Here is a 24,044-nt window from a genome sequence, read left to right on the forward strand (position 1 = left end):
ATCGGAGATTTCACGTGACTCCCGCCGGTTTTTTGGTTATTTAGCTGGCCATACCCGCCCGGCAGGGTCGTTGGTAACCATCACATATTAGGAAAACGAGTATCCGGCATGGCAAAAAGCCCGCAGAAATTGGAAATGCTGAAATTTGTCGAGGAGGGCCAGGCCTATCCCGAAAAACGCGACCCCGATCTGCGTGCGGAAGACTTTCAGGAAATTGCAGACCGGTACGCGACAGATAAAGCCGCCGAACAGGCTGCGCGTTGCTCGCAATGCGGTGTGCCTTACTGTTCGGTCCACTGTCCCCTGCACAATCATATCCCCGACTGGCTCCGCCTGACCGCCGAAGGCCGTTTGCGCGAAGCCTATGAAATGTCGAACCTGACCTCGACCATGCCGGAAATCTGTGGCCGCATCTGTCCGCAGGACCGGTTGTGCGAAGGCAATTGCGTGATCGAATTTTCCGGCCATGGCGCGGTCACCATTGGCGCGGTGGAGAAATATATCACCGACACCGCCTGGGAAGAAGGCTGGGTAGAACCGCTGCAGCCGGGTCGCCCGCAAGGCCAGTCGGTCGGCATCATCGGTGCCGGACCTGCCGGCCTGACCGCCGCCGAATATCTGCGCGTCGCCGGTTACGACGTGCATGTCTATGACCGCCACGACCGCGCCGGCGGATTGCTGACCTACGGCATACCGGGTTTCAAGCTGGAAAAGCATGTGATCATGCGGCGGGTCCAGCGGCTGAAGGATGGCGGCATCCAGTTCCACGAAAGTTTCGAGGTCGGCAGAGATGCGACACTGGAAGAATTGCGCGACAAGCACGACGCGATCCTGATCGCGACCGGCGTCTACAAGGCCCGCGAAATCCAGATGCCGGGCGTCGGCGCACCGGGCGTCGAGGAAGCGCTCGATTTCCTGATCGCTTCCAACCGCAAGAGTTTCGGCGACGATGTCCCCGATTTTGAAAATGGCCGATTCAACGCCGAGGGCAGGAATGTCGTCGTCATCGGCGGCGGTGACACCGCGATGGATTGCGTGCGGACATCCATCCGGCAAGGCGCGAAATCGGTCAAATGCCTCTATCGCCGCGACCGCGCCAATATGCCCGGTTCGCAGAATGAAGTGCGCAATGCCGAGGAAGAAGGCGTCGAATTTGTCTGGTTGTCTGCCCCGAAAGCAATCGAGGGCACGGATCATGTAACGGCGGTCAGAACGACCAGAATGCGGCTCGGCGCGCCCGATGCCAGCGGTCGTCGTTCCCCCGAAGTCGAGCCGGATAGCGATTTCACCATCGACGCCGATCTGGTGATCAAGGCGCTCGGTTTTGATGCGGAGGACTTGCCCGGCCTGTTTGGTTCGCCGGACCTGTCGGTCACCCGCTGGGGCACGCTGCGCGTCGATCACAAGTCGATGATGACCAATCTGGACGGCGTGTTCGCCGCCGGTGACATTGTCCGCGGCGCCAGCCTGGTCGTCTGGGGCATCCGCGATGGTCGCGATGTGACCGAACATATGCACCGCTTTTTGCGGGAGAAGAAATTGGCCGAAAAGGTTGCGGCATAGCCGCAAACGGAGCATTATCATGAAGCTATTATTTTCAACATTTGCGGCCACTCTGGCGCTTGTCGCGAGCGTTCCCGCAGCGGCGCAAGATACAACCAGCACAGCAAGCGACATTGAACAAGTCGCTGTCGATCCCGCCCGCCTCGCCGCTGCCGAGGTCACGATCGACTATCTGTTCCCGCTCGGCACCTATGAGCGGATGATGAAGGGCACGATGGATCAGATGATGGACAGCATCATCAGCCAGAGTTTCGAACGTCCGATGGCAGAGACCATGAAAGGCTATGGCGTTGACGATGCGGCGATAGAGGAAATGGGTGATGCCTCCATCAATGACATGATGCTGGAACGGGACCCGCATTTTAAAGAGCGGATGCAGATATCGACCAGAATCATGACCAATGAAATGGTCGACCTGATGACCGCAATGGAACCGGCAATTCGCGAAACACTTGCGAACATCTATGCCCGAAAGTTCACGGCTGACCAACTGGCCGAAATGAACGCGTTTTTTGCTACCGAAACCGGCGGCGCCTTTGCCCGTGACTATATGATGGTCTTTGTCGATCCGGAAATGATGCAGTCGATGATGAACTTCGTACCGGAGATAATGCAAGCCATGCCAGCGATCATGAGAAAAGTCGAGGAAGCGACCGCCCACCTTCCGCCGGTCAAGACCGGGGCGCATCTGCAGGAAGACGACGAATGACGCACCATTACCCCACCCCCGAACATGAACGCCTCGCCCGCGAAGGCATGTACCGGCCGGAATTTGAATCCGATGCCTGCGGTGTCGGCCTTGTGGCGGCGACCGATGGCAAACCGTCGCGCCGTGTTGTCTCCTCCGCCATCGATGCGCTGAAAGCGGTCTGGCACCGGGGTGCGGTCGATGCCGATGGCAAGACCGGTGATGGCGCCGGCCTGCACGTCGATCTGCCCGAGCGCTTCTTTGACGATGCGATTGCCGACAGCGGCCACAAGGTCCGGCCGAACCGGCTAGCCGTGGGCATGATCTTTCTGCCGCGCACCGATCTCAATGCACAGGAAAGCTGCCGGACCATTGTCGAGGCGGAAATCATCGAGGCCGGTTATACCATCTATGGCTGGCGGCAGGTGCCGGTCGACGTATCGGTGATTGGCCAGAAAGCGCAGAACACCCGCCCCGAGATCGAGCAGATCATGATCGCCGGACCGATGCCGGACCGGCAGGACGCGCGCGAATTCGAGAAGAATCTCTATCTCATCCGTCGGCGGATCGAGAAGAAGGTGATCGCTGCGCAGATTCAGGATTTCTACATCTGCAGCCTGTCCTGCCGCTCGATCATCTACAAGGGCCTGTTTCTCGCTGAATCCCTGTCGGTTTTCTATCCCGACCTGCTGGATGACCGGTTCGAAAGCCGGGTGGCGATTTTCCACCAGCGCTATTCGACCAATACTTTTCCGCAATGGTGGCTGGCCCAGCCGTTCCGCTGCCTCGCCCATAATGGTGAAATCAACACCATTCGCGGCAACAAGAACTGGATGAAGAGCCACGAGATCAAAATGGCGAGCCTCGCCTTTGGTGACCATAGCGAGGATATCAAACCGGTAATCCCGGCAGGTTCCTCCGACACGGCGGCGCTGGATGCGGTGTTCGAGACCATCTGCCGCTCCGGCCGCGATGCGCCGACCGCAAAGATCATGCTGGTGCCGCAAGCCTGGCAGAATGATCCGGATATCGATCCCGCCCATCAGGCGATGTACGAATATATGGCCAGTGTCATGGAGCCGTGGGATGGTCCGGCCGCACTGGCAATGACCGATGGCCACTGGGCCGTCGCCGGGGTTGATCGCAATGCGCTGCGGCCGTTGCGCTATTCGATCACCGCCGACAATCTGCTGATCATCGGATCCGAATCTGGCCTGGTCGTTGTGCCCGAAAGCCAGGTTGTCGAAAAAGGCCGCCTCGGCCCCGGTCAGATGATCGCGGTCGATCTGGATGAAGGCGTGCTGTTCAAGGACCGCGAACTCAAGGACCGGATCGCGTCGGAAGAACCCTATGCCGATCTGGTCAAGGGCTTCCAGACCGTAGACGACCTGCCTCCGGCGCCGAAAGTTTCCGGCATGGGCTATTCCAAGGAAGAATTGATCCGCCGCCAGACCGCTGCCGGCCATACGCTCGAGGATATGGAAATGATCCTCGCGCCGATGGTCGAGGATGCCAAGGAAGCGATCGGCTCGATGGGCGATGATACGCCGCTCGCGGTGATCAGCGTCAAGCCACGCCAGATCAGCCATTTCTTCAAGCAGAATTTTTCCCAGGTCACCAACCCGCCGATCGACAGTCTGCGCGAGCGCCATGTGATGAGCCTGCGCACACGTTTCTCCAATCTGGCCAATATCCTCGAACAGGACAGCCAGAACGAGGACGTCATGGTGCTGGAAAGTCCGGTGCTTAGCTGCGCTTTGTGGGAGCGACTGAAACTCGGCTTCGGCGACGCCGTGGCGCAGATCGACTGCACCATGAGCACCACCGGCGGTGCCATCGAACTGCGCGATGCCCTCGCCCGCATCCGCTCCGAAGCGGAGCAGGCGGTCCGGGCCGGCAAGACCGAGATTTTCCTCACCGACGAGGATATTGACGAGGACCGGCTGGCGATCTCGATGATCATCGCGACCGCGGCGGTGCACACGCATCTCGTCCGGAAGGGTCTGCGCTCCTACGCCTCGATCAACGTCCGGGCAGCCGAATGTCTCGACACCCATTGCTATGCCGTATTGATCGGTGTCGGCGCGACCACGGTCAACGCCTATATGGCGGAAGCCGCTATTGCCGACCGGCACGCCCGCGGCCTGTTCGGCGACCTCGGCTTTGATGACTGTCTCGCCCGTCACAAGAAAGCGGTCGACGAAGGCCTGCTGAAGATCATGTCGAAAATGGGCATCGCGGTGATTTCCAGCTATCGCGGCGGCTATAATTTCGAAGCCGTCGGTCTGTCCCGCGCGCTGTGCAACGATCTCTTCCCCGGCATGCCGACCAAGATATCCGGCGAAGGCTATGCGTCTTTGTTCATCAACGCGCAGGAAAAGCACGCGGCGGCCTTCGAACCGGCAGTCGTTCGCCTGCCGGTCGGCGGCTTCTACAAGCAGCGCGATGGCGGCGAAGCCCATGCTTATGGCGCGCATATGATGCACCTGCTGCAATCGGCGGTCGCCCATGACAGCTACACCTCCTATCTGCAATTTTCGCAAGCGGTGCGCGAGATGGAGCCGATCTATCTGCGCGACCTGATGGAGTTCAACTATGCGCCGGTGCCGATGCCGATCGACGAGGTCGAGGCGATCACCGAAGTGCGCAAGCGGTTCAACACGCCCGGCATGAGCCTCGGCGCGCTCAGCCCCGAAGCGCACGAAACACTGGCCATAGCGATGAACCGGATCGGCGCGAAATCCGTGTCCGGCGAAGGCGGCGAGGAAAAGCGCCGCTACAAGCCTTTCGAAAATGGCGACAATGCCTCGAGCCCGATCAAGCAGGTCGCCTCCGGCCGCTTCGGCGTAACATCGGAATATCTCGGCGCCTGCGAAGAGATCGAGATCAAGGTCGCCCAGGGCGCCAAGCCCGGCGAGGGCGGGCAGCTGCCCGGCTTCAAGGTTACCGAATTTATCGCCAAGCTGCGCCATTCAACGCCCGGCGTCACCCTGATCTCGCCGCCGCCGCATCATGATATCTACTCGATCGAGGATCTCGCCCAGTTGATCTATGATCTCAAGCAGATCAACCCGCGCGCCCGGGTCTGCGTCAAGCTCGTCTCCTCGGCCGGAATCGGCACGATTGCAGCCGGCGTGGCCAAGGCCCATGCCGATGTCATCCTGATCTCCGGCAACACCGGGGGTACCGGCGCGTCGCCGCAAACCTCGATCAAATTTGCCGGCACGCCCTGGGAAATGGGACTGACCGAAGCCAATCAGGTGCTCACCCTCAACGGCCTGCGCCACCGGGTCAAATTGCGCACCGATGGCGGCCTCAAGACCGGCCGCGACATTGTCATCGCCGCGATCCTAGGCGCCGAGGAATTCGGCATCGGCACGCTCAGCCTCGTTGCCATGGGCTGCATCATGGTCCGCCAGTGCCACAGCAACACCTGTCCGGTCGGCGTCTGCGTGCAGGATGAAAAGCTGCGCGAGAAATTCACCGGCACGCCGGAAAAGGTGATCAACCTGATGACCTATATGGCCGAGGAAGTGCGCGAGATACTGGCCCGCCTCGGCTATCGCTCGCTCAATGAAATCATCGGCCGCACCGAATTGCTGAGACAGGTGAGCCGCGGCGCCGAGCATCTCGACGATCTCGATCTCAACCCGATCCTCGCCAAGGTCGACGCGCGCGATGACCAGCGCAGCTTCAATATCGACACGCCGCGCAATGAAGTGCCGGACAGTCTCGACGCGGAAATGATCGATGATGCGAAGCCGGTGTTCGAACGGCGCGAGAAAATGCAGTTGACCTATACGGTACGCAACACGCATCGCGCGGTCGGCACGCGCTTCTCTGCCGAAATCACCGCTAAATATGGCATGAGCACCTTGAACGAGGACCATGTCCATATCCGCCTGCGCGGATCGGCCGGCCAGTCGCTCGGTGCCTTTCTCTGTCAGGGGATCACGCTGGAAGTGTTCGGCGATTCCAATGATTATGTCGGCAAGGGCCTGTGCGGCGGCAAGATCGTCGTCCGCCCGATGGTCAGTTCGCCGCTGGTCAGCCAGAACAATACAATCATCGGCAATACCGTGCTTTATGGCGCGACCGCCGGACAGCTTTACGCAGCCGGACAGGCGGGCGAGCGGTTCGCCGTGCGCAACAGCGGCGCCGATGTCGTGGTCGAAGGCTGCGGCGCCAATGGCTGCGAATATATGACCGGCGGCAATGCCGTCATCCTGGGTTCTGTGGGCAGCAATTTCGGCGCGGGCATGACCGGCGGCATGGCCTTCATCCTCGACATTGACGATAATTTCGAGAAACACGCCAATGGCGAGAGCATCGTCTGGCAGCGCCTCGACAGCGCTTATTGGGAAGCGCATCTGCACGCACTGATCGAGCGCCATCACAAGACCACCGACAGCAAATGGTCCGAATCGATATTGCGCGACTGGGACCGTTGGCGGGATCGCTTCTGGCAGGTTTGCCCGAAGGAAATGGTCAGCCGGATCGCGCATCCCTTGTCGGATAAAGAGGCGATAGAAGCGGCGGAGTGAGCTGATTTGCGCCGGACAAAGAGAAACCTGTTGATCCTCTTGGCAAGCGCCGTCTTGTTGTCCGTTTTGGCTTGGGTTCTTCGCCCTTTTGACCTGTTGAATGACTCCAGATTGGGACCGAGAACGACGGCGCATCTTCTCTCGATCGAACGGGTTCCGGCTTTGGACCATCGGCGAACTGGAACGCATATGGCAAAGCTTTCCATCCAGCTCGACAACGGACAGACCGCCACTGCCGCTGCATTGGTAAAGCAAATTGCAGATTGTTCGATCGGCGACAGCGTCGCTGTTCGGTTGCTGGCCACCACAAACGCAGACGAGCAATTCTACCGTATGGTATCAAAATCCTGCACCAGCGCAGACTGGTGAATTTCGCATAGCTGGCGTTCCAGGCATGAACGGCATATCAAGGCCGCCCGTACCCACAATAGAGGGAAAACCCATGCCGAAAATCACCCCGAACTATCTCGAAATGAAAGCCAGCGACCTGCCCGCCAGCAAGGCCTTTTACGAACAGGCCTTCGGCTTTGCCTTCACCGATTATGGCCCGGGCTATGCCGCCGTTGAAGACGGACCGGTACAAATCGGAATCGCCGCAGGACCCGAACCGGTCGCGCCGATGCCCACCTTCCAGACCGATGATCTCGAAGCATCGCTTGCGCAGGTCAAGGCCGCGAACGGCGAAATCGTCCAGGAAATCTTCGCCTTCCCCGGCGGACGGCGTTTCGAATGCCTCGATCCGGCGGGCAACCGGCTGGCCATCTATCAGCCGGACTAATACTGCCCTCCCGCACAAGCTATCGGGGAGAAGGATGAAGCACCGGCTGTAATCGGCACGCTAATGCTATAGGCTGTCCGTCGCAGTATAATCTGACTGTCCTGCATCATAGCTCTTCCCCAGAATCATATTCAGGACTAACACGATCCCATGTGGCAGTTGTACCAATTCCCCCTATGTCCGTTTTCCCGTAAAGTCCGCTTGCTGCTGGGCGAGAAGTCGGTTGGCTATGAGCTTGTCCGCGAATCGCCATGGGATCAGCGCGACGATTTTCTGGCGATGAACCCGACCGGCCGCACCCCGGTGATGAAACATAGCGAGCGCGACATCCAGCTGGTCGATAGCGTCGCCATTTGCGAATATATCGAGGAAACGGTCGAGAAGGCCCCGATGATCAACGGCACGGCGGTAAACCGAGCCGAGATCCGGCGTCTGGTAGCCTGGTTTGACGAGCAATTTTACGGCGATGTCACCGCGCCGATGATGCACGAGCGCATGCACAAGAGGCTGGTCCGGCGCGAGCCACCCGATGCCAAGATCTTGCGCGAAGCGATGCGCCGGGCGAATTCGCATCTCGACTATGTCGACTATCTGATCGACCACCGCAGCTGGCTGGCCGGAGCAACAATGAGCCTCGCCGATCTCGCGGCGGCGGCGCAGATTTCAGTTGCGGACTATCTTGGCACAATCGACTGGACGGGGCACGAACAGACCAAGGCCTGGTACAGCATGTTCAAATCCCGCCCTTCCTTCCGGCCGTTATTGTCCGAACGGATGGAAGTGATCGCACCGCCACCCCATTATGAAAAAGTGGATTTTTGACGCGCCACGGAATGCGATAGCGTTCCGCAGCGTCAACCCCGGACTTGATCCGGGGTCTGGTTACGACAACCACTAAAGCGTCTTGATCATCAACACCTTGTCCATGCCGGGCGCAAAGCCGTCTTTTTCCCGGCCGATTTCGATAAATCCGAATTTCTCGAAGAAGGGCGCGATTCGTGGCGTAGTGGAAAGGTCGGCTTCGCTATAGTCGCCGGACCTGACAATTTCCTGCAGCCGATGCTCGGTCAGCAGCCGTCCGAGACCGTCGCCGTGGAGCGCCTGATCGACCATGCCCCAGGTAAAGCGCGCCTGCCCCCGCTCCTCCCTGGCAAAGCCACCGCAACCGACAATCCGCCCGTCCTTTTCGATGCAGAAATACTTCCCTTTCGGCCGGTCGAGAAAGTCGACAAACAAGTCGCGCTCTGTCGGATCGAAAAAATCCGGGACATTGCTGTCAAACAGGGCAAGGCAGGCGTTCTTGTCGTCAATGCCATAGGGCCGGACATCGACCATCAGGCTTTGACGACAGTCATCAGATAGTTGAGCGACAGATTGTCGGACAGCGCAAAGCCCCTGGCCGGACTGTAGGACAGGCCGCTGGTGTCGACGACCTCGAGACCGGCGCTGTTGAGCAGCTTCTCCAGCTCTTCCGGCGTGATGAACTGTTCGTGATGATGGGTTCCGCGCGGAATCTGCCCGCTCCGCTCGGCCAGTTCGACCAGCAGCAGGTTGGACAGCGCTGTGCGATTGGGGGTCGAGATGATCATCAAGCCATCATCAGCCATAGCCTTGGCCAGACCGTTCACGAATCCCTGCGGATCATCGACATGTTCGATCACTTCCAGCGAGGTCACCAGATCAAAGCCACGGCCCGTAAAATCCTCGATTGCCTCGTTGCGATAATCGATATCCAGACCCTGCGGTCCGGCATGCGCCTTGGCCACCGCGATATTTTCCGCTGCCGCATCCAGCCCGGTCACGCGCGCGCCCAATCTGGCCAACGGTTCGCAGAGCAGGCCGGCACCGCAACCGACATCCAGCGCCCTCTTGCCGGAAAGCGGTTTCAGCAAGCTGCTGTCGCAATGAAAATGCAGGTCAATCGCGTCGCGTATATATGTGAGCCGCACCGGATTCAGCCGGTGTAACATGGCCGAAGACCCCTTCGGGTCCCACCAGTCTGCGGCTAGCGCACCGAAATGTGCGGCTTCTTCGGGCTTGATTGTGCTACTTGCCTTTGTCATGCCCCCTCTTTATCAGGCTTTTCAATCCTGTTCAGGCCCTTTTTATCGAAAGTTTTACCGACAGCAGCATGGCACGCATAGTGATGAAATTCGGCGGCACCTCGATGGCCGGAATCGAACGTATCCGCCGGGTGGCGCAGATCGTCAAACAGCAGTCCGACGCCGGGCACGAAGTGGCAGTGGTGGTATCCGCCATGGCCGGCGATACCGACCGGCTGGTCAATTTCTGCCGCGAAGCCAGTTCGCTTTATGATCCGGCAGAATATGACGTCGTCGTCGCCTCGGGCGAACAGGTGACTTCGGGCCTGCTCGCCATCGCCTTGCAGTCTCTGGGCGCAAAGGCGCGCAGCTGGCTGGGCTGGCAAATGCCGATCCATACGATCGAGGCGCATAGCAAGGCACGGATTGATTCTATCGACGCAACGGCGCTGACCGCATCCATGCAGAGCGGCGAAATCGCGATCATTCCGGGTTTCCAGGGCATTAGCGAGGATGGCCGGATCACGACATTGGGACGCGGTGGCTCCGATACCAGCGCGGTTGCCATAGCGGCAGCGGTCAAGGCCGATCGCTGCGATATCTACACCGATGTCGATGGCGTGTATACATCCGACCCGCGCATCGTGACCCGGGCGCGCAAGCTGAAGACCGTGACTTTCGAGGAAATGCTGGAACTGGCGAGCGTCGGGGCAAAGGTTTTGCAGACCCGCTCGGTCGGGCTGGCGATGAAAGAAGGCGTGCGCATCCAGGTGCTGTCTTCCTTCACCGATGAAAATACCAACTGGACCGCGGACGACCTGCCCGGAACAATGATTATCAGCGAAGACGAAATGGAGACGGACGATATGGAAGGCCAATTGATTACCGGCATCGCCCACGACAAGAATGAATCCAAAATCACCCTGACCCGCGTGCCCGACAAGCCCGGCGCGGTTGCCAATATTTTTGCGCCGCTCGCCGATGCGGCTATCAACGTCGATATGATTATCCAGAATGTCGGCCGCGAAAAAGGCGAAACCGATGTGACCTTCACCGTGCCCAGCGCCGATCTCGACCAGGCGATGCAGGTACTGGAAGGCGCCCGCGAAGGCATCGGCTTCAACCGCCTGATCCCCGACAGCAATGTCGCCAAAATCTCGGTCGTCGGCGTCGGCATGAAAAGCCACGCAGGTATCGCCGCCACCATGTTCAAGGCGCTGGCCGAGCGCGGCGTCAATATCCAGGCGATCACCACTTCGGAAATCAAGGTCAGCGTGCTGATCGAGGAAGATTATACTGAGCTGGCACTACGCGTGTTGCACACGGCTTATGGGTTGGACGCAGAGGATGCGGCTTGAGCCGAACTCTGTTAGCCTCCCTGGCTTGCCAAAACGCCTGACCGAAAGAAAAATATGACCCAATCCAAACTCCAGCATCTCATGCAACGCGGTACCGATTTTCTCGGCTGCGAAACCGCGATCATGTGCGGGGCTATGTCCTGGGTTTCGGAACGCAATCTGGTCAGCGCGATATCCAACGCCGGCGGCTTTGGTGTGATTGCCTGCGGTGCGATGACGCCGGATTTGCTCGACACCGAAATTGCCGAAACGAAAAAGCGCACCGACAAGCCGTTTGGCGTCAATCTGATCACCATGCATCCCGACCTGATGGAACTGATTGCGGTTTGCGGCAAACATGCCGTGACCCATGTTGTTCTCGCCGGTGGCCTGCCGCCCAAGGGCAGCCTCGAGGCGATCAAGGAAACCGGCGCGAAAGTCATTTGCTTCGCCCCCGCCATGGCGCTGGCCAAGAAATTCGTCCGTTCCGGTGTCGATGCCATCGTCATAGAGGGCATGGAAGCGGGTGGCCATATCGGACCGGTTTCCACCTCCGTGCTCGCGCAGGAAATCCTTCCTGAAATAGCCGATCAACTACCAGTCTTCGTCGCCGGCGGAATCGGCACCGGCGAAATGATCGCCGCCTATCTCGAAATGGGCGCCAGCGGCGTCCAGCTCGGCACGCGCTTTGTCTGCGCCCATGAATCGATCGCCCATCCCGATTTCAAGAAAGCCTTCATCCGCGGCAACGCCCGCGATGCAATCACCAGCGTCCAGGTCGATCCGCGCCTGCCGGTGATCCCGGTCCGCGCGCTGAAGAACAAGGGCACCGAGGAATTTACCCGCAAGCAGATCGAGGTCGCCAAATTATTGGATTCCGGCGCGATCGAAATGGGCGAAGCACAGTTACAAATTGAACATTTTTGGGCAGGAGCGTTACGAAAAGCGGTCATAGATGGCGATATTGAGCATGGAAGTGTCATGGCCGGACAGTCGGTTGGAATGGTCAAGGCGGAAGAATCCGTGGCCGAAATTATCAAATCTCTGATCGACCAGGCAGAAACCGCACTGGCACGATAGCGGCCAACCGTCTTGCCTGAACGATACAGCTTGGGCATAGGCAGGACATGACCGAACATGCTTCCAATTCTTCCAATTCCGATCAATTCGCGGCGATGGAACCGGACCCGTCACCCGGCTATAATCAGGGCCTCACACCCCTCCACCCGCCGCAGAAAAGCCTGATCCGGGTCAATATGATCCTGCGGGCGCTGATCCTGCTGATACTCGCCTCGGTCGCAGAATTTCTGCTTTATATACATCATGAGGTGCAGCCGGGAATGGTGCTGGTCCCCGCGGCATTCTTCACGATTTTGCAGGTTTTCGTCCTGCCCAATCGCATCTATCGCCGCTGGGGCTATGACATGGGCGACGAGCAATTGCGGGTGCTCCGCGGCTTCCTCTGGCGAACCGACACAATCGTCCCCTTCAATCGAATTCAGCATATCGACGTCGCACAGGGCCCGCTGCAGCGGATGTTCGGCCTCTCGACCCTGATCGTGCACACCGCCGGAACGCACAACAGCATCGTCACCCTGCCCGGCCTCGCCACTGCCGATGCCGAGGATATGCGCGAGACGATCAAGGGCCATATCCGCCAAGACATGATATGAGCGACGAGGCGACAACAGCGCTGGATCGCGATGCAGCGCCCTTTCGGCGGCTGCACCCGCTCAGCATCATCCTGAAATCACTGTCGATGCTGGGCCGGAATATCGTCGCGATATTCGTCCTCCATTTCAGCCTGTTCGATCAGAATTTCTTCTACACCGGTCTCGCCGCACTCGCGCTGATCTCGCTGGTCGTCGGCGTCACCACTCTGATCTGGTCCCGCTTTACCTATCAGGTCACAGAGCGGGAAATCCGGATCAAAAGCGGCCTGCTCAACCGAAACAACCGCTCGATTCCGTTCGACCGGATTCAGGATGTCAGTCTCGAGCAGAAGCTGATTAGCCGCTTGCTGGGCCTGACCACGGTAGCGCTGGAAACCGGATCCGGCGGCGGCGAAGACGGCCAGCTCGACGCGCTGTCGCGGTCTGACGCAGAGCAGCTGCGCGACACGATCCGCGACTATAAAGCAGGATTGCGCGCAGCCGCGACCCCTGCGGAAGACCACCAGAGCGCGACAGACACCCCGCCGCTATTCGCGATGGATAACCGCCGCATATTGATCGCCGGACTGTTCAATTTCTCCTTCGTCCTGCTGGCAATACTCGGCGCCCTTGCGCAGAATCTGGACTTCCTGCTGCCCGACGGTTTCTTCGATCCGCGTAGCTGGATCGATGCGTTTCCGGAACAGGACACGATCAATGCTTTTGGTTCATGGGTCCGTATCGGCGGCGCGCTGGCCGCGATCCTGTCGCTGGTGCTGATAGGCTTTGTCAGCGGTATCGTCCGAACTTTCGTCCGCGAATATGGCTTCCGACTGGACCGGACCGACAGCGGACAGCCCGGTTTCCGGCGACGGCGCGGGCTGTTCACGCTGACCGACATGGTGATGCCGATCCATCGGGTTCAGGCGGCAATCCTGCAGACCGGTCCGGTTCGCGCGCGCTTTGGCTGGTATCATCTGAAATTCACATCACTGGCCAGCGACGCCAGTGGCGAGACGGATCATAGCGCCGCGCCCTGCGCAAGTCTGGCAGAGATCGAACCGATCCTTGAAGAATGCGCCATTCGCCCGGCTCCTGCCGATCTGGTATTTCAGGGCGTTAACCCCGCCTTCTGGTGGCGCGGCACTGTCATGGTCTCGCTGCTCCTAACGGCCATCGCCCTCGGCACCGGACTGTTCGTACATACCGGGCTTTTCGGCATCATTCTACTGGCAGTCCCGGTCGGCCTGATCAAATATCTCAACTGGCGGCACCATCAATATGCTTTGACCGATAGCCAAATATATGTGCGATCGGGCTGGTGGCGACGCATCTCGACCACCCTTCCGCTTCGCAAGATTCAGACCGTCGATGTCAGCCAGAGGCCGCTCGATCATCCGCTGGGCCTCGCGACAGTCACGATCGGCATTGCCGGCGGCTCGTCAATCCGGCCGCTGAAAATCGAGGCGATCCCGTTTGCAAAAGCGATGGACCTGCGCAGCCAGTTGATCAGCCGAACAGCCAGTTCCCCAACAGCCGGTTGAATGGAAAAGTGAAAAAGCCCGCAAGGAGCAAAGCACCGGTTATCAAGCCCCTGACCGCCGAACGATGAGCGGCAATCTTGTGTCGTCGTGCTTCCCAGATCAGCAGCGGCACAAGGACCAGCGTCATGACCGACAGCACATGAATAAAGCTTAATCCCCCATCATTAACTTGCCTTATGTCAAAGCTGATCAATGCGGTGACGACCATCGCCAGCGACCAGACCCAACCCAGTTGCCGGTGCAGACTGTCTCCGCGCTTTCGCCACAACATGACGGGTGTTAACAGCAGTGCAATGCTGAGGGTCGCGAGGTGCGCCCATATCTGCCAAGGAAGCATATCCCATTGGCTCTGACCACGGACAAGGGCCGCGATCACGGCAAGCATCAAAACGATCGAGAGACTGCCGAGCAGGCGGTCATAGCCATCAGTCAGAATTAGTTGCTTGGGATTGCTGGACCGATTAGGCTTTGGTTTAAAGAGGATGACAATCTCCGTTGGTTGGATCGACTATAAAAAGGAGCACAATATGCGCAAGATGATTTTGGCTATGGGAACGGCGGCATTGGTTGTGTTCGGCAGTCCGGCGATCGCACAGGACAATACGGCGCTGAAAGATATAGTCGACCAATATTGGGCCTATCAGCTAGAACAATATCCGGAATTTGCATCTTCGCTCGGCGTCGACGATCCGATTGGCCGAGTCAGCGATGCCAGTCTGGAGGCCGAAGACAGCCGCGTCGCAAAGGCCAAGGCCTGGCTCGCGCAACTGGACGCGATCGACACCGGTGCGCTGAGCGAGGACGACAAAACCAACCATGGCATATTGCGCCGGACGCTCGCCGAACAGATCGAGGCGAACACTTATGGTCAGCGCACCATCAACTTCACCAACCGCGGCGGCTGGCACCAGAATTTTGCCAGCATGCAAAACAATCTGCCATTCCGCAACGCGGAGGATTACCAGACCTATATCAACCGGCTGAAACAATATGCCAAGGTCAACGACCAGTCGATTGCAGTCGCCAATAAGGCCCTCGCCGGCAGCTATGTCCAGCCTTGTGTGTCGATGGTCGGTTACGAAACAAGCATCTCCGGTCTGATCACGGATGATCCTCGCGAATCTCGTTTTTTTGAACCGTTTAAACGCAAAGTGCCCGACGGCATGGACCCCGAAGTTTTTGAAGGCCTGACAGGAAGCGCCATGGTCACCATCAGCGCGCTGATCAATCCTGCCCTAAAGAAGCATCTCGACTGGTATATAAAGGATTATGCCCCGAACTGCGCCAAAGCACCCGGCGTCTCGGCCCAGCCCGGGGGCGCGAAATATTATGATTTTCGTATCCGGCAGATGACGACCACCGCAAAGACCGCAGACGAGATTCACAATATCGGCCTGAGCGAAGTGAAGCGGATTCGCGCCGAAATGGTCGAGGTCGCCAAGGAGGCTGGTTACGACACGCGCGAAGCGTTTATCGAACATCTCCGCACCGACCCGCAATATTATGCAAAAACACCGGAAGAGCTGATGGAAAAGGTCGCTCGGGTGAACAAGATCATCGATGGCAAAATGCCCTCGATCATCGGCAAGCTCGCGCGCCTGCCGTATGGCATCAAGGAAATCCCTGCCGAGACCGCGGAAGGCACGACGACCGCTTATTATAATCCGGGCTCGCCAGACGTAGGCATTGCCGGCTATTATTATGTCAACACGTCGAAGCTCGACCAACGGCCCTTCTGGGAAATTCCGGCGCTGAGCGTGCACGAAGCGGTGCCCGGCCACCACCAGCAAATCGCTCTGCAGCAGGAGCTCGACATGCCGGACTTCCGCAAACATGGCGCGTTTTTCACCGCCTTTGTCGAAGGTTGGGGTCTCTATTCTGAGCGGCTCGGCATTGAAATGGATCTTTATGATACGCCGGCCAAGAATATGGGGCGGCTATCCTATGAGATGTGGCGCGCCTGCCGGCTGGTGGTCGATACCGGTATCCACAGCAAGGGCTGGAGCAAGCAGCGGGCAATCGACTTCATGACTGACAATACAGCGCTGAGCGAAGCCAATATCGAAGCGGAAGTGAACCGCTATATCAGCTGGCCCGGCCAGGCACTGGCCTATAAAATGGGCGAGCTAAAAATTCGCGAACTACGCCGCAAGGCAACAAGCGAACTCGGCGATAAATTTGACCTGCGCGCATTTCACGATGTCGTACTTGGACAAGGCGCCGTACCGCTCGATATGCTCGAAGCGCAGGTGAACCGGTGGATTGAAGGACAGAAATAGATGAAATTGCTACGAGCCATTTTGAGCGTAATCGCTCTGTCCGCAGCGGTGCCCTCGCTGGCACAAGAAACGCCGGAAACCCTGGCGAACGAAGTGTTGGTTGCGTACCAGAACGGCGATATCGACGAATTTACCGAACTGGTGACGGCCTCCCCGTTATTGGACAGCACCGCCACACTGACAGCCCAGATCAAGACCAATATCCAGACATTGCTGGATATATACGGACCCGTTGAAGGATGGGAACTGGTGCAGCAAAAATCTGCCTCGAACAGATATGTCGAGAACAGCTACCTCATTTTTCAAAACGAATATGCTACGCGATTAAAACTGTCGTTTTACAAGCGTTCTTCCGGATGGATTATCGCCAGCTTTACAATCGATGACAGCATTGGCAACTTGCTGGAAGAAGCAGATTGAACCAACGCAGCCAATAAAATTCAGTCGTCTTCTCCAGGGGTTTCATCTGCCCCCGGTGGCACGGCAAGGTCATTGGTGACTTTCAGCGCATCCGCATCCTTTGCATCGAGCCGTTCTCTGGCCGCCTCGGCCGCTGCTTCCCGCGCTTCCCGCTGGGCTTCGATTTCGAGCAACCGTTCTTCCACGGCATCCGCTTCCGCGTCGATCCGGGACAGGCGTTTCTGGCGTTCCTCCTCGATCAGCTGTCCCCAGTTGACCGTGTCATCAATGCCCTTTTCGGCATAGGCCTGACGCAATAATTCCTGTGTACATCCGGTGAAGCCACCCGCGCCGGTGGGCGAACAGCTGCTGGTCCCGGAAGCTCCGACATATTCATAGGATCTGACCCGTTCCGACCATCCCTGATTCTTGGCATCACCCAGACTGCCGCTTCTCAGGGTTTCGGGAATCCGGTACCGATCACCCTCGTCTTTGCGCGCGCAGACGACAATCTCTTCAGCACTGCTTTGCGGACAGGCGTCGTCACCATAGATGACCAGCTGATTGACCCGGTCTCCGGCCTGATCCTGGGCCTGCACCGGAAATGCCAACAAGCCTGCACCTGAGAGTGCGGCGGCGGAGATCAAAATTTTCTTCATCATATTGTTCCTTTGTCCGCACCGTTCTGAACCGGTGCTGAAGCGGGTTGCGCTTCCTAAATTCGTTTCGATAATCCTATCGCAACCCGGCAGCCCAGCCGGATCGCCGCGCTCAAAACCGGATAGCCGGGAGCGTCTTCCGCTCCCGATGCAATTGCGGTTGCCTTATGCTCCAATTCCTCTTCGCGAAACTCCGCAATCATACGGGTCAGTTCGGGTTCGCTTTCTGCCTCAAGCGCATCAAGCTGTTCCTGATAATGGTGGTCGATTTCGGTTTCGACCGCCGCCGTACAGGCCATGGCAGCCCGGGGGCCCATCGCCGCCGTTGTCGCGCCCAACGCATAGCCCGCAATTTTCCAGAAAGGTTGCAGCGCCGTGGGCCGCACTCCGCGCTCGGCGATCATCTGGTCAAAAGCGTCGAGATGCCGTCGCTCTTGCTCGGCCATATGATGGATCTCGCTGCTCTGCGGCGCATTGTCGCCCATCACCGCAAGCTGGCCTTTGTAGATTTGCGCCGCGCCATATTCACCGGCCTGATTGACGCGGATCATCGACGCGATATCGGCTCCTGTTTGTCCCAATTTCGTCTCAGACATAGTTGGCACCCTTTCGCTGCTTCGCAAGCATCATCAAGATGAGGATAGCGCCACTGACTGACAAGAGAAAATTATAGCCGGCCAGCGAAATGCCGAACAGCGACCAGGGCGCGACATCACAGCGGACGAGCGGCGCATTCATGATCGAATCGAGCATATTCCCACCTGCCGCAAGATTGGTCGCGCAGGAGGTAATCCCTTCCCACCAGTCATATTCCACACCGGCGTGAAAGCCGCCGATCAGCCCGCTGATCAATATTGCCATCGCTGCGGCGACCACCATCAGCATCGATCCGGATTTGGAACGCAACATCAGCGCAAAAAAGGCAAGGATGATAGCGGCGAGATGCGGCCATCTTTGCCACATGCACATTTCACAGGGATAAAGGCCAAAGCCATATTGTCCGATCAGCGCACCGCCGAGCAAAGCTGTTGGAAGCAGGAAGGCCAATATGGCAGCAATACGGATGGATGCCATCAGAAGGGCCTAGTTTTTCGCAGCCAGTGTTTTCTTCGCAGGTTTTTTAGCAGCCTTGTTCATCGCCATTTTCAATCCTTCTGCTCCGAGGCGGCCAATCGTCTCCAGAGCATAATGCAGCTGGAAATCTTCAACGCCCTGCTCCTTCAATTCTTCTGCTGTCTGCTTGAAGCGTGGATCTTCCTTGCTGTCTTCTTCGAGCACTTCGTCTTTCAACTTGATCTCGTTGACCAGATGACGGCGCAGATCGGATTCCCGGAACCGGGGCCGGGTCTTGTAATCCGGATCGGACAATTGCGGTACGTTGATATCGGGTTCGATCCCGCCCTCCTGCACCGACTTGCCCGATGGCGTGTAATAGCGCGCTGTCGTCAGGCGCAATGCGCTGCTGTTCGAAAGCGGCAGCAATGTCTGCACCGAACCCTTGCCGAAACTGCGCTCGCCCATGACCAGTGCGCGATGATGGTCCTGCAAGGCACCGGCAACAATTTCGGAAGCCGAAGCCGAGCCCGCATCGATCAGGACAATGATTGGCAGGCCGCCAGCGGCATCACCGCTCTTGGCAAAATAGCGTTCGATATCGGATTTTTCGCGTCCGCGCTGCGAAACGATTTCTCCGCGCGACAGGAATACATCGGAGACAGACACGGCTTCATCGAGCAAGCCGCCGGGATTGGACCGCAGATCCAGCACATAGCCGAGCGGTTTCTTGCCGAGAGACTTGTCGATGCCAACAATCGCTGCGGCGACATCGGCGCCGGTGTCATTGGAGAAGCTGTTGATGCTGATCACGCCGATCTGGTCCTTGATCTCCCAGGTCACCGGCTTGAGATCGATAATCGCGCGTTTCATCGAAACATCAAATGGCTTGTCACGGCCGGGGCGGACAATCGTGATGGTGATCGGTTCGCCGGGCTTGCCGCGCATTTCCTCAACGGCTTCATCCAGCGTGCCGCCGTAGATCAGCTCGCCATCAATATGGGTGATATAGTCGCCCGCTTTCACGCCCGCCTTGTCTGCCGGCGTATCCTTGAACGGAGCGATGACTTTCACGGCGCCGTCTTCCAGCGTCACCGAAAGGCCCAGGCCACCGTAATTGCCGTCGGTCTGGGTCCGCAGATTTTCGAAATCGCGCGCGTCGAGGAAGCTGCTGTGCGGGTCAAGACTGCCAAGCATGCCTTCAATGGCGCCCTTGATCAGATCAGCATCGTCGACCTGATCGACATAGTCATTCCGGACCCGCTCAAAGACGCTCATGAATTGCTCCATTTCGCGATAGGTATTTGCGTCCACAGCCGAAATTGCAGAAGTTGTCGCGGGCAAAAGCGCAACAGTCAGCACAAGGGCGGCGGCTTGCAAAACGGGCTTTTTCATCAATAGTGTCCTGTCGGTCTAGATCGGCGTCAAATATAGGCTGGAATCGTCTGTAAAGCAAAGCAGCTTAACCAATAATGACGGAAGCCTTCGACCAACAACGCTTTTCGAGTCGTTTTGCCCTTTTTCAACCAACCAGAGCGGCAATATCAATTGGCCTGCCATTGCGGCGCAGTTCAACGGTGACGGTGGGATCATCGGAACCGGATCGCCCGACCGGAGCGCCCTGCACCACCCGGTCGCCGACCGCGACGCTGCTCGTCGCCATATTGGTGATCAGACTGGTCCAGCCGGCATCATGTTCGATGATCAGGATATTGCCATAGCCCCGATAACGGCCGGAATAGGCCACCCGCCCCGCTGCCGGCGCTACAATCTGTGCACCGGGGTCGACGGCAATCGTGAGGCCGCGCGAGCGATAGCCACTATCGGATATCTCGCCGAGGCCGGTGACAATTTCACCGATCACGGGCAAACGGTACGCATTGGCGACAGTGCTATTCTGCTTCGGCTGCTTGACCAACGCCTCTTTCCCCTGACCGGGCCGCAAAACAGGTCCCTCCAGTTCGGCCAGCGATTCGCGGACCGCTCCGCTTTCGCGAATCTGGTCCATCAGATCCAGTATGTCCCGCGCTTCCTCGCCAAGGGCCAGCGCCTGGTCCTGTTCAATCCCGGCATCGTCGGAAAATCGCGCGGCTTCAATCCGTTCGCTGGCTTCCAGACTGGCCAGTTGCCGTCGCCGCTCGGTCAGACGGCGCTGACTTTCGTCGAGCGATGCAATCGCACGGACGGATTGCAGCCGAAGCTGTTCGCCCTCCCTGACTTCATCGCGCAAGCTGGCGGTCCGCCGCTCGATTTCCGGCATCACGGCTGACAGAATTGAGCGCATATAGATAAGCTCGTCGAGCGAACGCGGTTCTACCAGAGCAAGGGCGGTCGGCTTGCGGGTCATCATCTGCAGCGCAGCGGTCAGGCGGATCATCGGCCCCTGCTTTTCCGCCAGACGTGCACGCTGGCGCTGCTGAAGTTGGTTGACGATGGCGATGCGCGTCCGCGCTGCCTTGATATCGGCTTCCGCGGACTGGATACGCGCGGCGAGAGCAGCGGCTTCGGCGGCGATCCGGTCGGCATCATTGCTGGCCGCTTCGGCCTGGCGTCGCAACGCATCACTACGCTGGCGCGCGCGTTCGGACTGTTCGCGCGCAGTCAACAGGCTGCGCTGCTGTTCTGATAGACTTGGTCCGGGGCTCTGCGCTGAAAGCAGCGCTGCTCCCGCGGTGGCCAGGCCGAGAAAACCGATCAGGGCGAGAATAGAACGGATAACCATGCTCATCCCTCCCGGTGATAGGGATGACCGGCAATGATCGACGTTGCCCGGAACAGTTGCTCCGCCAGCATCGCCCGCGCCATCATATGCGGCCAGGTCGCCTTGCCGAAAGAGAAGAAATGGTCCGCGCTGGCGCGTTCCTCGGCGCTCAAGCCGTCAGCGGCACCGATCAGGAAACGCGCTTCGCGCGCTCCGTCATCGCGCCAGGCCGAGAGCAAATCCGAAAATTCCTTCGAGGTCCAGTTTTCGCCCGCTTCGTCCATAGCGATAATCTTGGTGACGCCTTGCTGCAGCTTTGGTGACTTGCCGCCCTGATCGGGCAGTTCGCTGATCTTCACGTCCCAGCCGATACGCTTCACATAGCGGTCGACGAGCTCCGCTTCCGGGCTGCGGCCAATTTTACCGCGGGCGACGATATGCAATCTCATCGCCCGGCAGAATCAGGCTTCGGCGACTTCCGCCGCATCGCCTTCCTCATCGACAGCCCACATCCGTTCCAGATTGTAGAAGCTGCGCACTTCTGGCCGGAACAGGTGCACGATTACGTCGCCAGCATCGATCAAGACCCAGTCGGCATTGGCGAGGCCTTCGATTCGGGCGGTACCGCCAGCCTGTTTGACCCGCTCGGCAAGCTTCTGGGCAATCGCGGCAACCTGTCTGGTCGAACGCCCTTCGGCGATCACCATATGGTCCGCAATATTGCTTTTGCCTGCCAGCGGTATGGAGACAACGTCCTGAGCCTGATCATCGTCGAGCGATTTCATGACCAGCGCATGGAGCGCGTCTGATTCGGCCTTTCCTTCCTTGGAAGTGGCAGATTTCAGAGCTTTTACCTTCGGTTTCGTCAACTTAAATCCTAATCTTCTGGGCCAATCAGCCGGTGTGTCACCGCGTCACGAACGCGGCGATCATCATATTGCTGATGCCAATGGGGCCGGGCCATCCGGATCGCGGTGGCCGAGCGTGGGTCGGGACGATAGCGCAGGAATGTCAGCGCCGGCGTACTCCAGTTGGTCCAGTTACCACGTTGGCTCGCGGGGTGGACGAAGCGCCGCAGCCAAGCCATTGCGGGAGCCGCAAAAGCATCGTCATCATAGCCGGGTCTGGAAATAACTGCAATCGGCAATAATCGGGCGATCTTTCGCCAGTCTTTCCAGCGGTGGAATTGCGCCAGATTGTCGGCTCCCATGATCCATATAAATCGCCGTTTCGGGTAGCGGCGCACCAGTTTGCGCAGGCTGTCATACGTATAGCGTGTACCAAATTCCTGTTCGATGGCAGTGGCTTGAATCTTGCTCCGGCGCGCCATTGTTTGGGCAGAGGCCAGCCGTGCGTTCAACCCGGCCATGTCTTTGGCCCCCTCTTTCAGCGGATTGCCAGGCGAAACCAGCCACCAGAATTCATCGAGATCAAGCTGCTCCATGGCAAACAGGCTGATCGAGCGATGGGCACCATGGGCCGGATTGAACGATCCACCGAGAAGGCCGGTAGTTTTCACCGAATCGCGTTCAAGGGCGTACCTGCCCGGTTCCGCGCACCACCCATTTATAGGTGGTCAACCCTTCCAGCGCCACCGGACCACGCGCGTGTAGCCGTCCGGTAGAAATGCCGATTTCCGCGCCCAGGCCGAATTCGCCGCCATCGGCAAACTGGCTCGATGCATTGTGCATCACAATCGCGCTGTCGGCGCGCAGGATGAAACGTTCGGCCAGATCTTTATCTTCGGTTACAATCACGTCGGTGTGGTGCGAGCCATGTTCGGCAATATGGGCCAGCGCCTCATCAACGCCGTTTACCATTGCGATGGACGCGATCGGTGCAAGATATTCGGTATCCCAGTCTGCCGCTTCCGCCGAGACGATTCGCTCGTCCAGTTCGAGCACCGCATCATCGCCGCGAATTTCACAGCCGGCATCAAGCAGCGCGCGAACCAGTGGGCCGGGCGCCGGATAATCCTGATCGATCAGCAATGTCTCCATCGCTCCGCAAATACCGGTCCGCCGCATCTTGGCATTGACCGCAATGGCTACGGCTTTCTCTTGGTCGGCATCCTTGCCGATATAGATATGGTTGATGCCGTCGAGATGCGCCAGCACGGGTACCCGTGCTTCATCCTGCACCCGTTTGACCAGCGACTTGCCACCCCGCGGGATGATGATATCGATCAGTCCGCTGGCCTTCAACATCGCGCCCACCGCAGCGCGATCGGTGGTCTGGACCAGCTGGATCGCGTCCGCAGGAAGTCCCGCTTCGACAACGCCCGCCGCCATCGCATCAAAAATTGCGCCGTTGCTGTGGATCGCTTCCGATCCGCCGCGCAGGATAACCGCATTGCCTGAACGCAGCGTCAGGGCAGCGGCATCGGCGGTAACATTGGGGCGGCTTTCATAAATAATCCCGATGACGCCCAGCGGCACCCGGATACGCTCCATCACCAGACCATTGGGCCGTTCGGTGCGGTCGATAACTTGTCCGACGGGATCTGGCAGGTCGGCAACCTGCTCCACCGCTGCCGCAATAGCTTCAAGCCGCCCTTCATCGATCATCAGTCGGTCGATCATGGAATCACTCAGCTCTCGATCCCGCGCGCTTTCCACATCGCGCTGATTGGCAGCCAATATGATTTTTTGGTTGGCACGCAAATGCCGCGCAGCCGCTTTCAGAGCGGTTGCTTTTTGCGCATCGCTCACGCCGGTGAGCATTGAAAATGCAGAGCGCGCCTTGCGGCCCATGTCGGTAATCAGTTGTGCAGGTTCTGTCATAAGCGGCTAGCTAGCATGACGA

General features: G+C 58.6%; 24 protein-coding genes. 12 read left to right on the forward strand and 12 right to left on the reverse strand.

Annotated elements, in window-relative coordinates; genetic code table 11:
• Positions 1-108: 108 nt before the first annotated feature.
• The 6 genes from ACWFTY_RS00790 (at position 109) to ACWFTY_RS00815 (ending at position 8,395) form a co-directional block, all read left to right on the forward strand.
• Complete coding sequence (locus ACWFTY_RS00790) at positions 109-1,563, forward strand: NAD(P)-dependent oxidoreductase (RefSeq protein WP_447525505.1); 1,455 nt, start codon at positions 109-111, stop codon at positions 1,561-1,563.
• A gap of 19 nt (positions 1,564-1,582) precedes the next feature.
• Complete coding sequence (locus ACWFTY_RS00795; protein WP_447525506.1) at positions 1,583-2,272, forward strand: DUF2059 domain-containing protein; 690 nt, start codon at positions 1,583-1,585, stop codon at positions 2,270-2,272.
• On the forward strand, positions 2,269-6,795 hold the full coding sequence (gltB, locus tag ACWFTY_RS00800; protein WP_447525507.1) for a glutamate synthase large subunit: 4,527 nt from the start codon (positions 2,269-2,271) through the stop codon (positions 6,793-6,795). The genes ACWFTY_RS00795 and gltB overlap by 4 nt, the downstream gene beginning before the upstream one ends.
• A 189-nt stretch (positions 6,796-6,984) precedes the next feature.
• Positions 6,985-7,164: a hypothetical protein gene (locus ACWFTY_RS00805; RefSeq protein WP_447525508.1), complete on the forward strand. Its 180-nt coding sequence runs from the start codon at positions 6,985-6,987 to the stop codon at positions 7,162-7,164.
• 73 nt (positions 7,165-7,237) lie between these two features.
• The gene (locus ACWFTY_RS00810) at positions 7,238-7,573 is read left to right on the forward strand and encodes a VOC family protein (RefSeq protein WP_447525509.1); all 336 of its coding nucleotides are present in this window, start codon (positions 7,238-7,240) and stop codon (positions 7,571-7,573) included.
• Positions 7,574-7,723: 150 nt separating this feature from the next.
• Positions 7,724-8,395 (forward strand): glutathione S-transferase family protein, encoded by a 672-nt coding sequence (locus ACWFTY_RS00815; protein WP_447525510.1) that lies wholly within the window; start codon positions 7,724-7,726, stop codon positions 8,393-8,395.
• A gap of 72 nt (positions 8,396-8,467) precedes the next feature.
• On the opposite strand, the gene ACWFTY_RS00820 is transcribed toward ACWFTY_RS00815, so the two are convergent.
• Positions 8,468-8,908 carry a GNAT family N-acetyltransferase gene (locus ACWFTY_RS00820; RefSeq protein WP_447525511.1) on the reverse strand — a complete coding sequence of 147 codons (441 nt, stop codon included), beginning with the start codon at positions 8,906-8,908 and terminating at the stop codon, positions 8,468-8,470.
• Positions 8,908-9,636, reverse strand: coding sequence for a bifunctional 2-polyprenyl-6-hydroxyphenol methylase/3-demethylubiquinol 3-O-methyltransferase UbiG (gene ubiG / locus ACWFTY_RS00825; RefSeq protein WP_447525512.1), 729 nt, complete (start codon positions 9,634-9,636; stop codon positions 8,908-8,910). The genes ACWFTY_RS00820 and ubiG overlap by 1 nt, the downstream gene beginning before the upstream one ends.
• A 68-nt stretch (positions 9,637-9,704) precedes the next feature.
• Here ubiG and ACWFTY_RS00830 point away from each other — a divergent pair, with 68 nt between their 5' ends.
• From ACWFTY_RS00830 to ACWFTY_RS00845, 4 genes are read left to right on the forward strand one after another with little or no spacing between them, the layout of a single operon-like run.
• Positions 9,705-10,973 (forward strand): aspartate kinase, encoded by a 1,269-nt coding sequence (locus tag ACWFTY_RS00830; RefSeq protein ID WP_447525513.1) that lies wholly within the window; start codon positions 9,705-9,707, stop codon positions 10,971-10,973.
• Between the two features lie 54 nt (positions 10,974-11,027).
• Positions 11,028-12,032, forward strand: coding sequence for an NAD(P)H-dependent flavin oxidoreductase (locus tag ACWFTY_RS00835; protein WP_447525514.1), 1,005 nt, complete (start codon positions 11,028-11,030; stop codon positions 12,030-12,032).
• 47 nt (positions 12,033-12,079) lie between these two features.
• On the forward strand, positions 12,080-12,625 hold the full coding sequence (locus ACWFTY_RS00840; RefSeq protein WP_447525515.1) for a PH domain-containing protein: 546 nt from the start codon (positions 12,080-12,082) through the stop codon (positions 12,623-12,625).
• Complete coding sequence (locus tag ACWFTY_RS00845) at positions 12,622-14,148, forward strand: PH domain-containing protein (protein ID WP_447525516.1); 1,527 nt, start codon at positions 12,622-12,624, stop codon at positions 14,146-14,148. The genes ACWFTY_RS00840 and ACWFTY_RS00845 overlap by 4 nt, the downstream gene beginning before the upstream one ends.
• On the opposite strand, the gene ACWFTY_RS00850 is transcribed toward ACWFTY_RS00845, so the two are convergent.
• Complete coding sequence (locus tag ACWFTY_RS00850) at positions 14,114-14,533, reverse strand: DUF2306 domain-containing protein (protein WP_447525517.1); 420 nt, start codon at positions 14,531-14,533, stop codon at positions 14,114-14,116. The genes ACWFTY_RS00845 and ACWFTY_RS00850 overlap by 35 nt on opposite strands.
• 142 nt (positions 14,534-14,675) lie before the next feature.
• Here ACWFTY_RS00850 and ACWFTY_RS00855 point away from each other — a divergent pair, with 142 nt between their 5' ends.
• Positions 14,676-16,427, forward strand: coding sequence for a DUF885 domain-containing protein (locus ACWFTY_RS00855; protein ID WP_447525518.1), 1,752 nt, complete (start codon positions 14,676-14,678; stop codon positions 16,425-16,427).
• On the forward strand, positions 16,428-16,847 hold the full coding sequence (locus tag ACWFTY_RS00860; RefSeq protein WP_447525519.1) for a hypothetical protein: 420 nt from the start codon (positions 16,428-16,430) through the stop codon (positions 16,845-16,847).
• A gap of 20 nt (positions 16,848-16,867) precedes the next feature.
• On the opposite strand, the gene ACWFTY_RS00865 is transcribed toward ACWFTY_RS00860, so the two are convergent.
• The 9 genes from ACWFTY_RS00865 to ACWFTY_RS00905 all read right to left on the reverse strand — a co-directional run bounded on the left by ACWFTY_RS00865 (position 16,868) and on the right by ACWFTY_RS00905 (position 24,022).
• Positions 16,868-17,488 carry a hypothetical protein gene (locus ACWFTY_RS00865; RefSeq protein ID WP_447525520.1) on the reverse strand — a complete coding sequence of 207 codons (621 nt, stop codon included), beginning with the start codon at positions 17,486-17,488 and terminating at the stop codon, positions 16,868-16,870.
• 53 nt (positions 17,489-17,541) lie between these two features.
• On the reverse strand, positions 17,542-18,081 hold the full coding sequence (locus ACWFTY_RS00870) for a demethoxyubiquinone hydroxylase family protein (RefSeq protein WP_447525521.1): 540 nt from the start codon (positions 18,079-18,081) through the stop codon (positions 17,542-17,544).
• Positions 18,074-18,559 carry a disulfide bond formation protein B gene (locus ACWFTY_RS00875; RefSeq protein ID WP_447525522.1) on the reverse strand — a complete coding sequence of 162 codons (486 nt, stop codon included), beginning with the start codon at positions 18,557-18,559 and terminating at the stop codon, positions 18,074-18,076. The genes ACWFTY_RS00870 and ACWFTY_RS00875 overlap by 8 nt, the downstream gene beginning before the upstream one ends.
• A 9-nt stretch (positions 18,560-18,568) precedes the next feature.
• A complete protein-coding gene (locus ACWFTY_RS00880; RefSeq protein ID WP_447525523.1) occupies positions 18,569-19,933 on the reverse strand; it encodes a S41 family peptidase in 1,365 nt (454 codons plus the stop codon).
• A 127-nt stretch (positions 19,934-20,060) separates the two neighbouring features.
• Entirely contained in the window at positions 20,061-21,260 is a 1,200-nt protein-coding gene (locus ACWFTY_RS00885) for a murein hydrolase activator EnvC family protein (RefSeq protein ID WP_447525524.1), read from the reverse strand.
• A gap of 2 nt (positions 21,261-21,262) precedes the next feature.
• Complete coding sequence (locus ACWFTY_RS00890; RefSeq protein ID WP_447525525.1) at positions 21,263-21,688, reverse strand: 23S rRNA (pseudouridine(1915)-N(3))-methyltransferase RlmH; 426 nt, start codon at positions 21,686-21,688, stop codon at positions 21,263-21,265.
• A 12-nt stretch (positions 21,689-21,700) separates the two neighbouring features.
• Complete coding sequence (gene rsfS, locus ACWFTY_RS00895; protein ID WP_447526926.1) at positions 21,701-22,024, reverse strand: ribosome silencing factor; 324 nt, start codon at positions 22,022-22,024, stop codon at positions 21,701-21,703.
• A gap of 92 nt (positions 22,025-22,116) precedes the next feature.
• Positions 22,117-22,758: a nicotinate-nucleotide adenylyltransferase gene (locus ACWFTY_RS00900; protein WP_447525526.1), complete on the reverse strand. Its 642-nt coding sequence runs from the start codon at positions 22,756-22,758 to the stop codon at positions 22,117-22,119.
• Between the two features lie 10 nt (positions 22,759-22,768).
• On the reverse strand, positions 22,769-24,022 hold the full coding sequence (locus ACWFTY_RS00905; protein ID WP_447525527.1) for a glutamate-5-semialdehyde dehydrogenase: 1,254 nt from the start codon (positions 24,020-24,022) through the stop codon (positions 22,769-22,771).
• Positions 24,023-24,044 lie beyond the last annotated feature (22 nt).

Source organism: Parasphingorhabdus sp. NYA22, assembly GCF_976973735.1.

Excerpts from the sequence above, each read along its gene's own strand:
- ACWFTY_RS00790 (WP_447525505.1), top strand. The coding sequence starts at position 109 with ATGGCAAAAAGCCCGCAGAAATTGGAAATGCTGAAATTTGTCGAGGAG.
- ACWFTY_RS00795 (WP_447525506.1), top strand. The coding sequence starts at position 1,583 with ATGAAGCTATTATTTTCAACATTTGCGGCCACTCTGGCGCTTGTCGCG.
- gltB (WP_447525507.1), top strand. The coding sequence starts at position 2,269 with ATGACGCACCATTACCCCACCCCCGAACATGAACGCCTCGCCCGCGAA.
- ACWFTY_RS00805 (WP_447525508.1), top strand. The coding sequence starts at position 6,985 with ATGGCAAAGCTTTCCATCCAGCTCGACAACGGACAGACCGCCACTGCC.
- ACWFTY_RS00810 (WP_447525509.1), top strand. The coding sequence starts at position 7,238 with ATGCCGAAAATCACCCCGAACTATCTCGAAATGAAAGCCAGCGACCTG.
- ACWFTY_RS00815 (WP_447525510.1), top strand. The coding sequence starts at position 7,724 with ATGTGGCAGTTGTACCAATTCCCCCTATGTCCGTTTTCCCGTAAAGTC.
- ACWFTY_RS00820 (WP_447525511.1), bottom strand. The coding sequence starts at position 8,908 with ATGGTCGATGTCCGGCCCTATGGCATTGACGACAAGAACGCCTGCCTT.
- ubiG (WP_447525512.1), bottom strand. The coding sequence starts at position 9,636 with ATGACAAAGGCAAGTAGCACAATCAAGCCCGAAGAAGCCGCACATTTC.
- ACWFTY_RS00830 (WP_447525513.1), top strand. The coding sequence starts at position 9,705 with ATGGCACGCATAGTGATGAAATTCGGCGGCACCTCGATGGCCGGAATC.
- ACWFTY_RS00835 (WP_447525514.1), top strand. The coding sequence starts at position 11,028 with ATGACCCAATCCAAACTCCAGCATCTCATGCAACGCGGTACCGATTTT.
- ACWFTY_RS00840 (WP_447525515.1), top strand. The coding sequence starts at position 12,080 with ATGACCGAACATGCTTCCAATTCTTCCAATTCCGATCAATTCGCGGCG.
- ACWFTY_RS00845 (WP_447525516.1), top strand. The coding sequence starts at position 12,622 with ATGAGCGACGAGGCGACAACAGCGCTGGATCGCGATGCAGCGCCCTTT.
- ACWFTY_RS00850 (WP_447525517.1), bottom strand. The coding sequence starts at position 14,533 with ATGCTTGCCGTGATCGCGGCCCTTGTCCGTGGTCAGAGCCAATGGGAT.
- ACWFTY_RS00855 (WP_447525518.1), top strand. The coding sequence starts at position 14,676 with ATGCGCAAGATGATTTTGGCTATGGGAACGGCGGCATTGGTTGTGTTC.
- ACWFTY_RS00860 (WP_447525519.1), top strand. The coding sequence starts at position 16,428 with ATGAAATTGCTACGAGCCATTTTGAGCGTAATCGCTCTGTCCGCAGCG.
- ACWFTY_RS00865 (WP_447525520.1), bottom strand. The coding sequence starts at position 17,488 with ATGATGAAGAAAATTTTGATCTCCGCCGCCGCACTCTCAGGTGCAGGC.
- ACWFTY_RS00870 (WP_447525521.1), bottom strand. The coding sequence starts at position 18,081 with ATGTCTGAGACGAAATTGGGACAAACAGGAGCCGATATCGCGTCGATG.
- ACWFTY_RS00875 (WP_447525522.1), bottom strand. The coding sequence starts at position 18,559 with ATGGCATCCATCCGTATTGCTGCCATATTGGCCTTCCTGCTTCCAACA.
- ACWFTY_RS00880 (WP_447525523.1), bottom strand. The coding sequence starts at position 19,933 with ATGAAAAAGCCCGTTTTGCAAGCCGCCGCCCTTGTGCTGACTGTTGCG.
- ACWFTY_RS00885 (WP_447525524.1), bottom strand. The coding sequence starts at position 21,260 with ATGGTTATCCGTTCTATTCTCGCCCTGATCGGTTTTCTCGGCCTGGCC.
- ACWFTY_RS00890 (WP_447525525.1), bottom strand. The coding sequence starts at position 21,688 with ATGAGATTGCATATCGTCGCCCGCGGTAAAATTGGCCGCAGCCCGGAA.
- rsfS (WP_447526926.1), bottom strand. The coding sequence starts at position 22,024 with ATGAAATCGCTCGACGATGATCAGGCTCAGGACGTTGTCTCCATACCG.
- ACWFTY_RS00905 (WP_447525527.1), bottom strand. The coding sequence starts at position 24,022 with ATGACAGAACCTGCACAACTGATTACCGACATGGGCCGCAAGGCGCGC.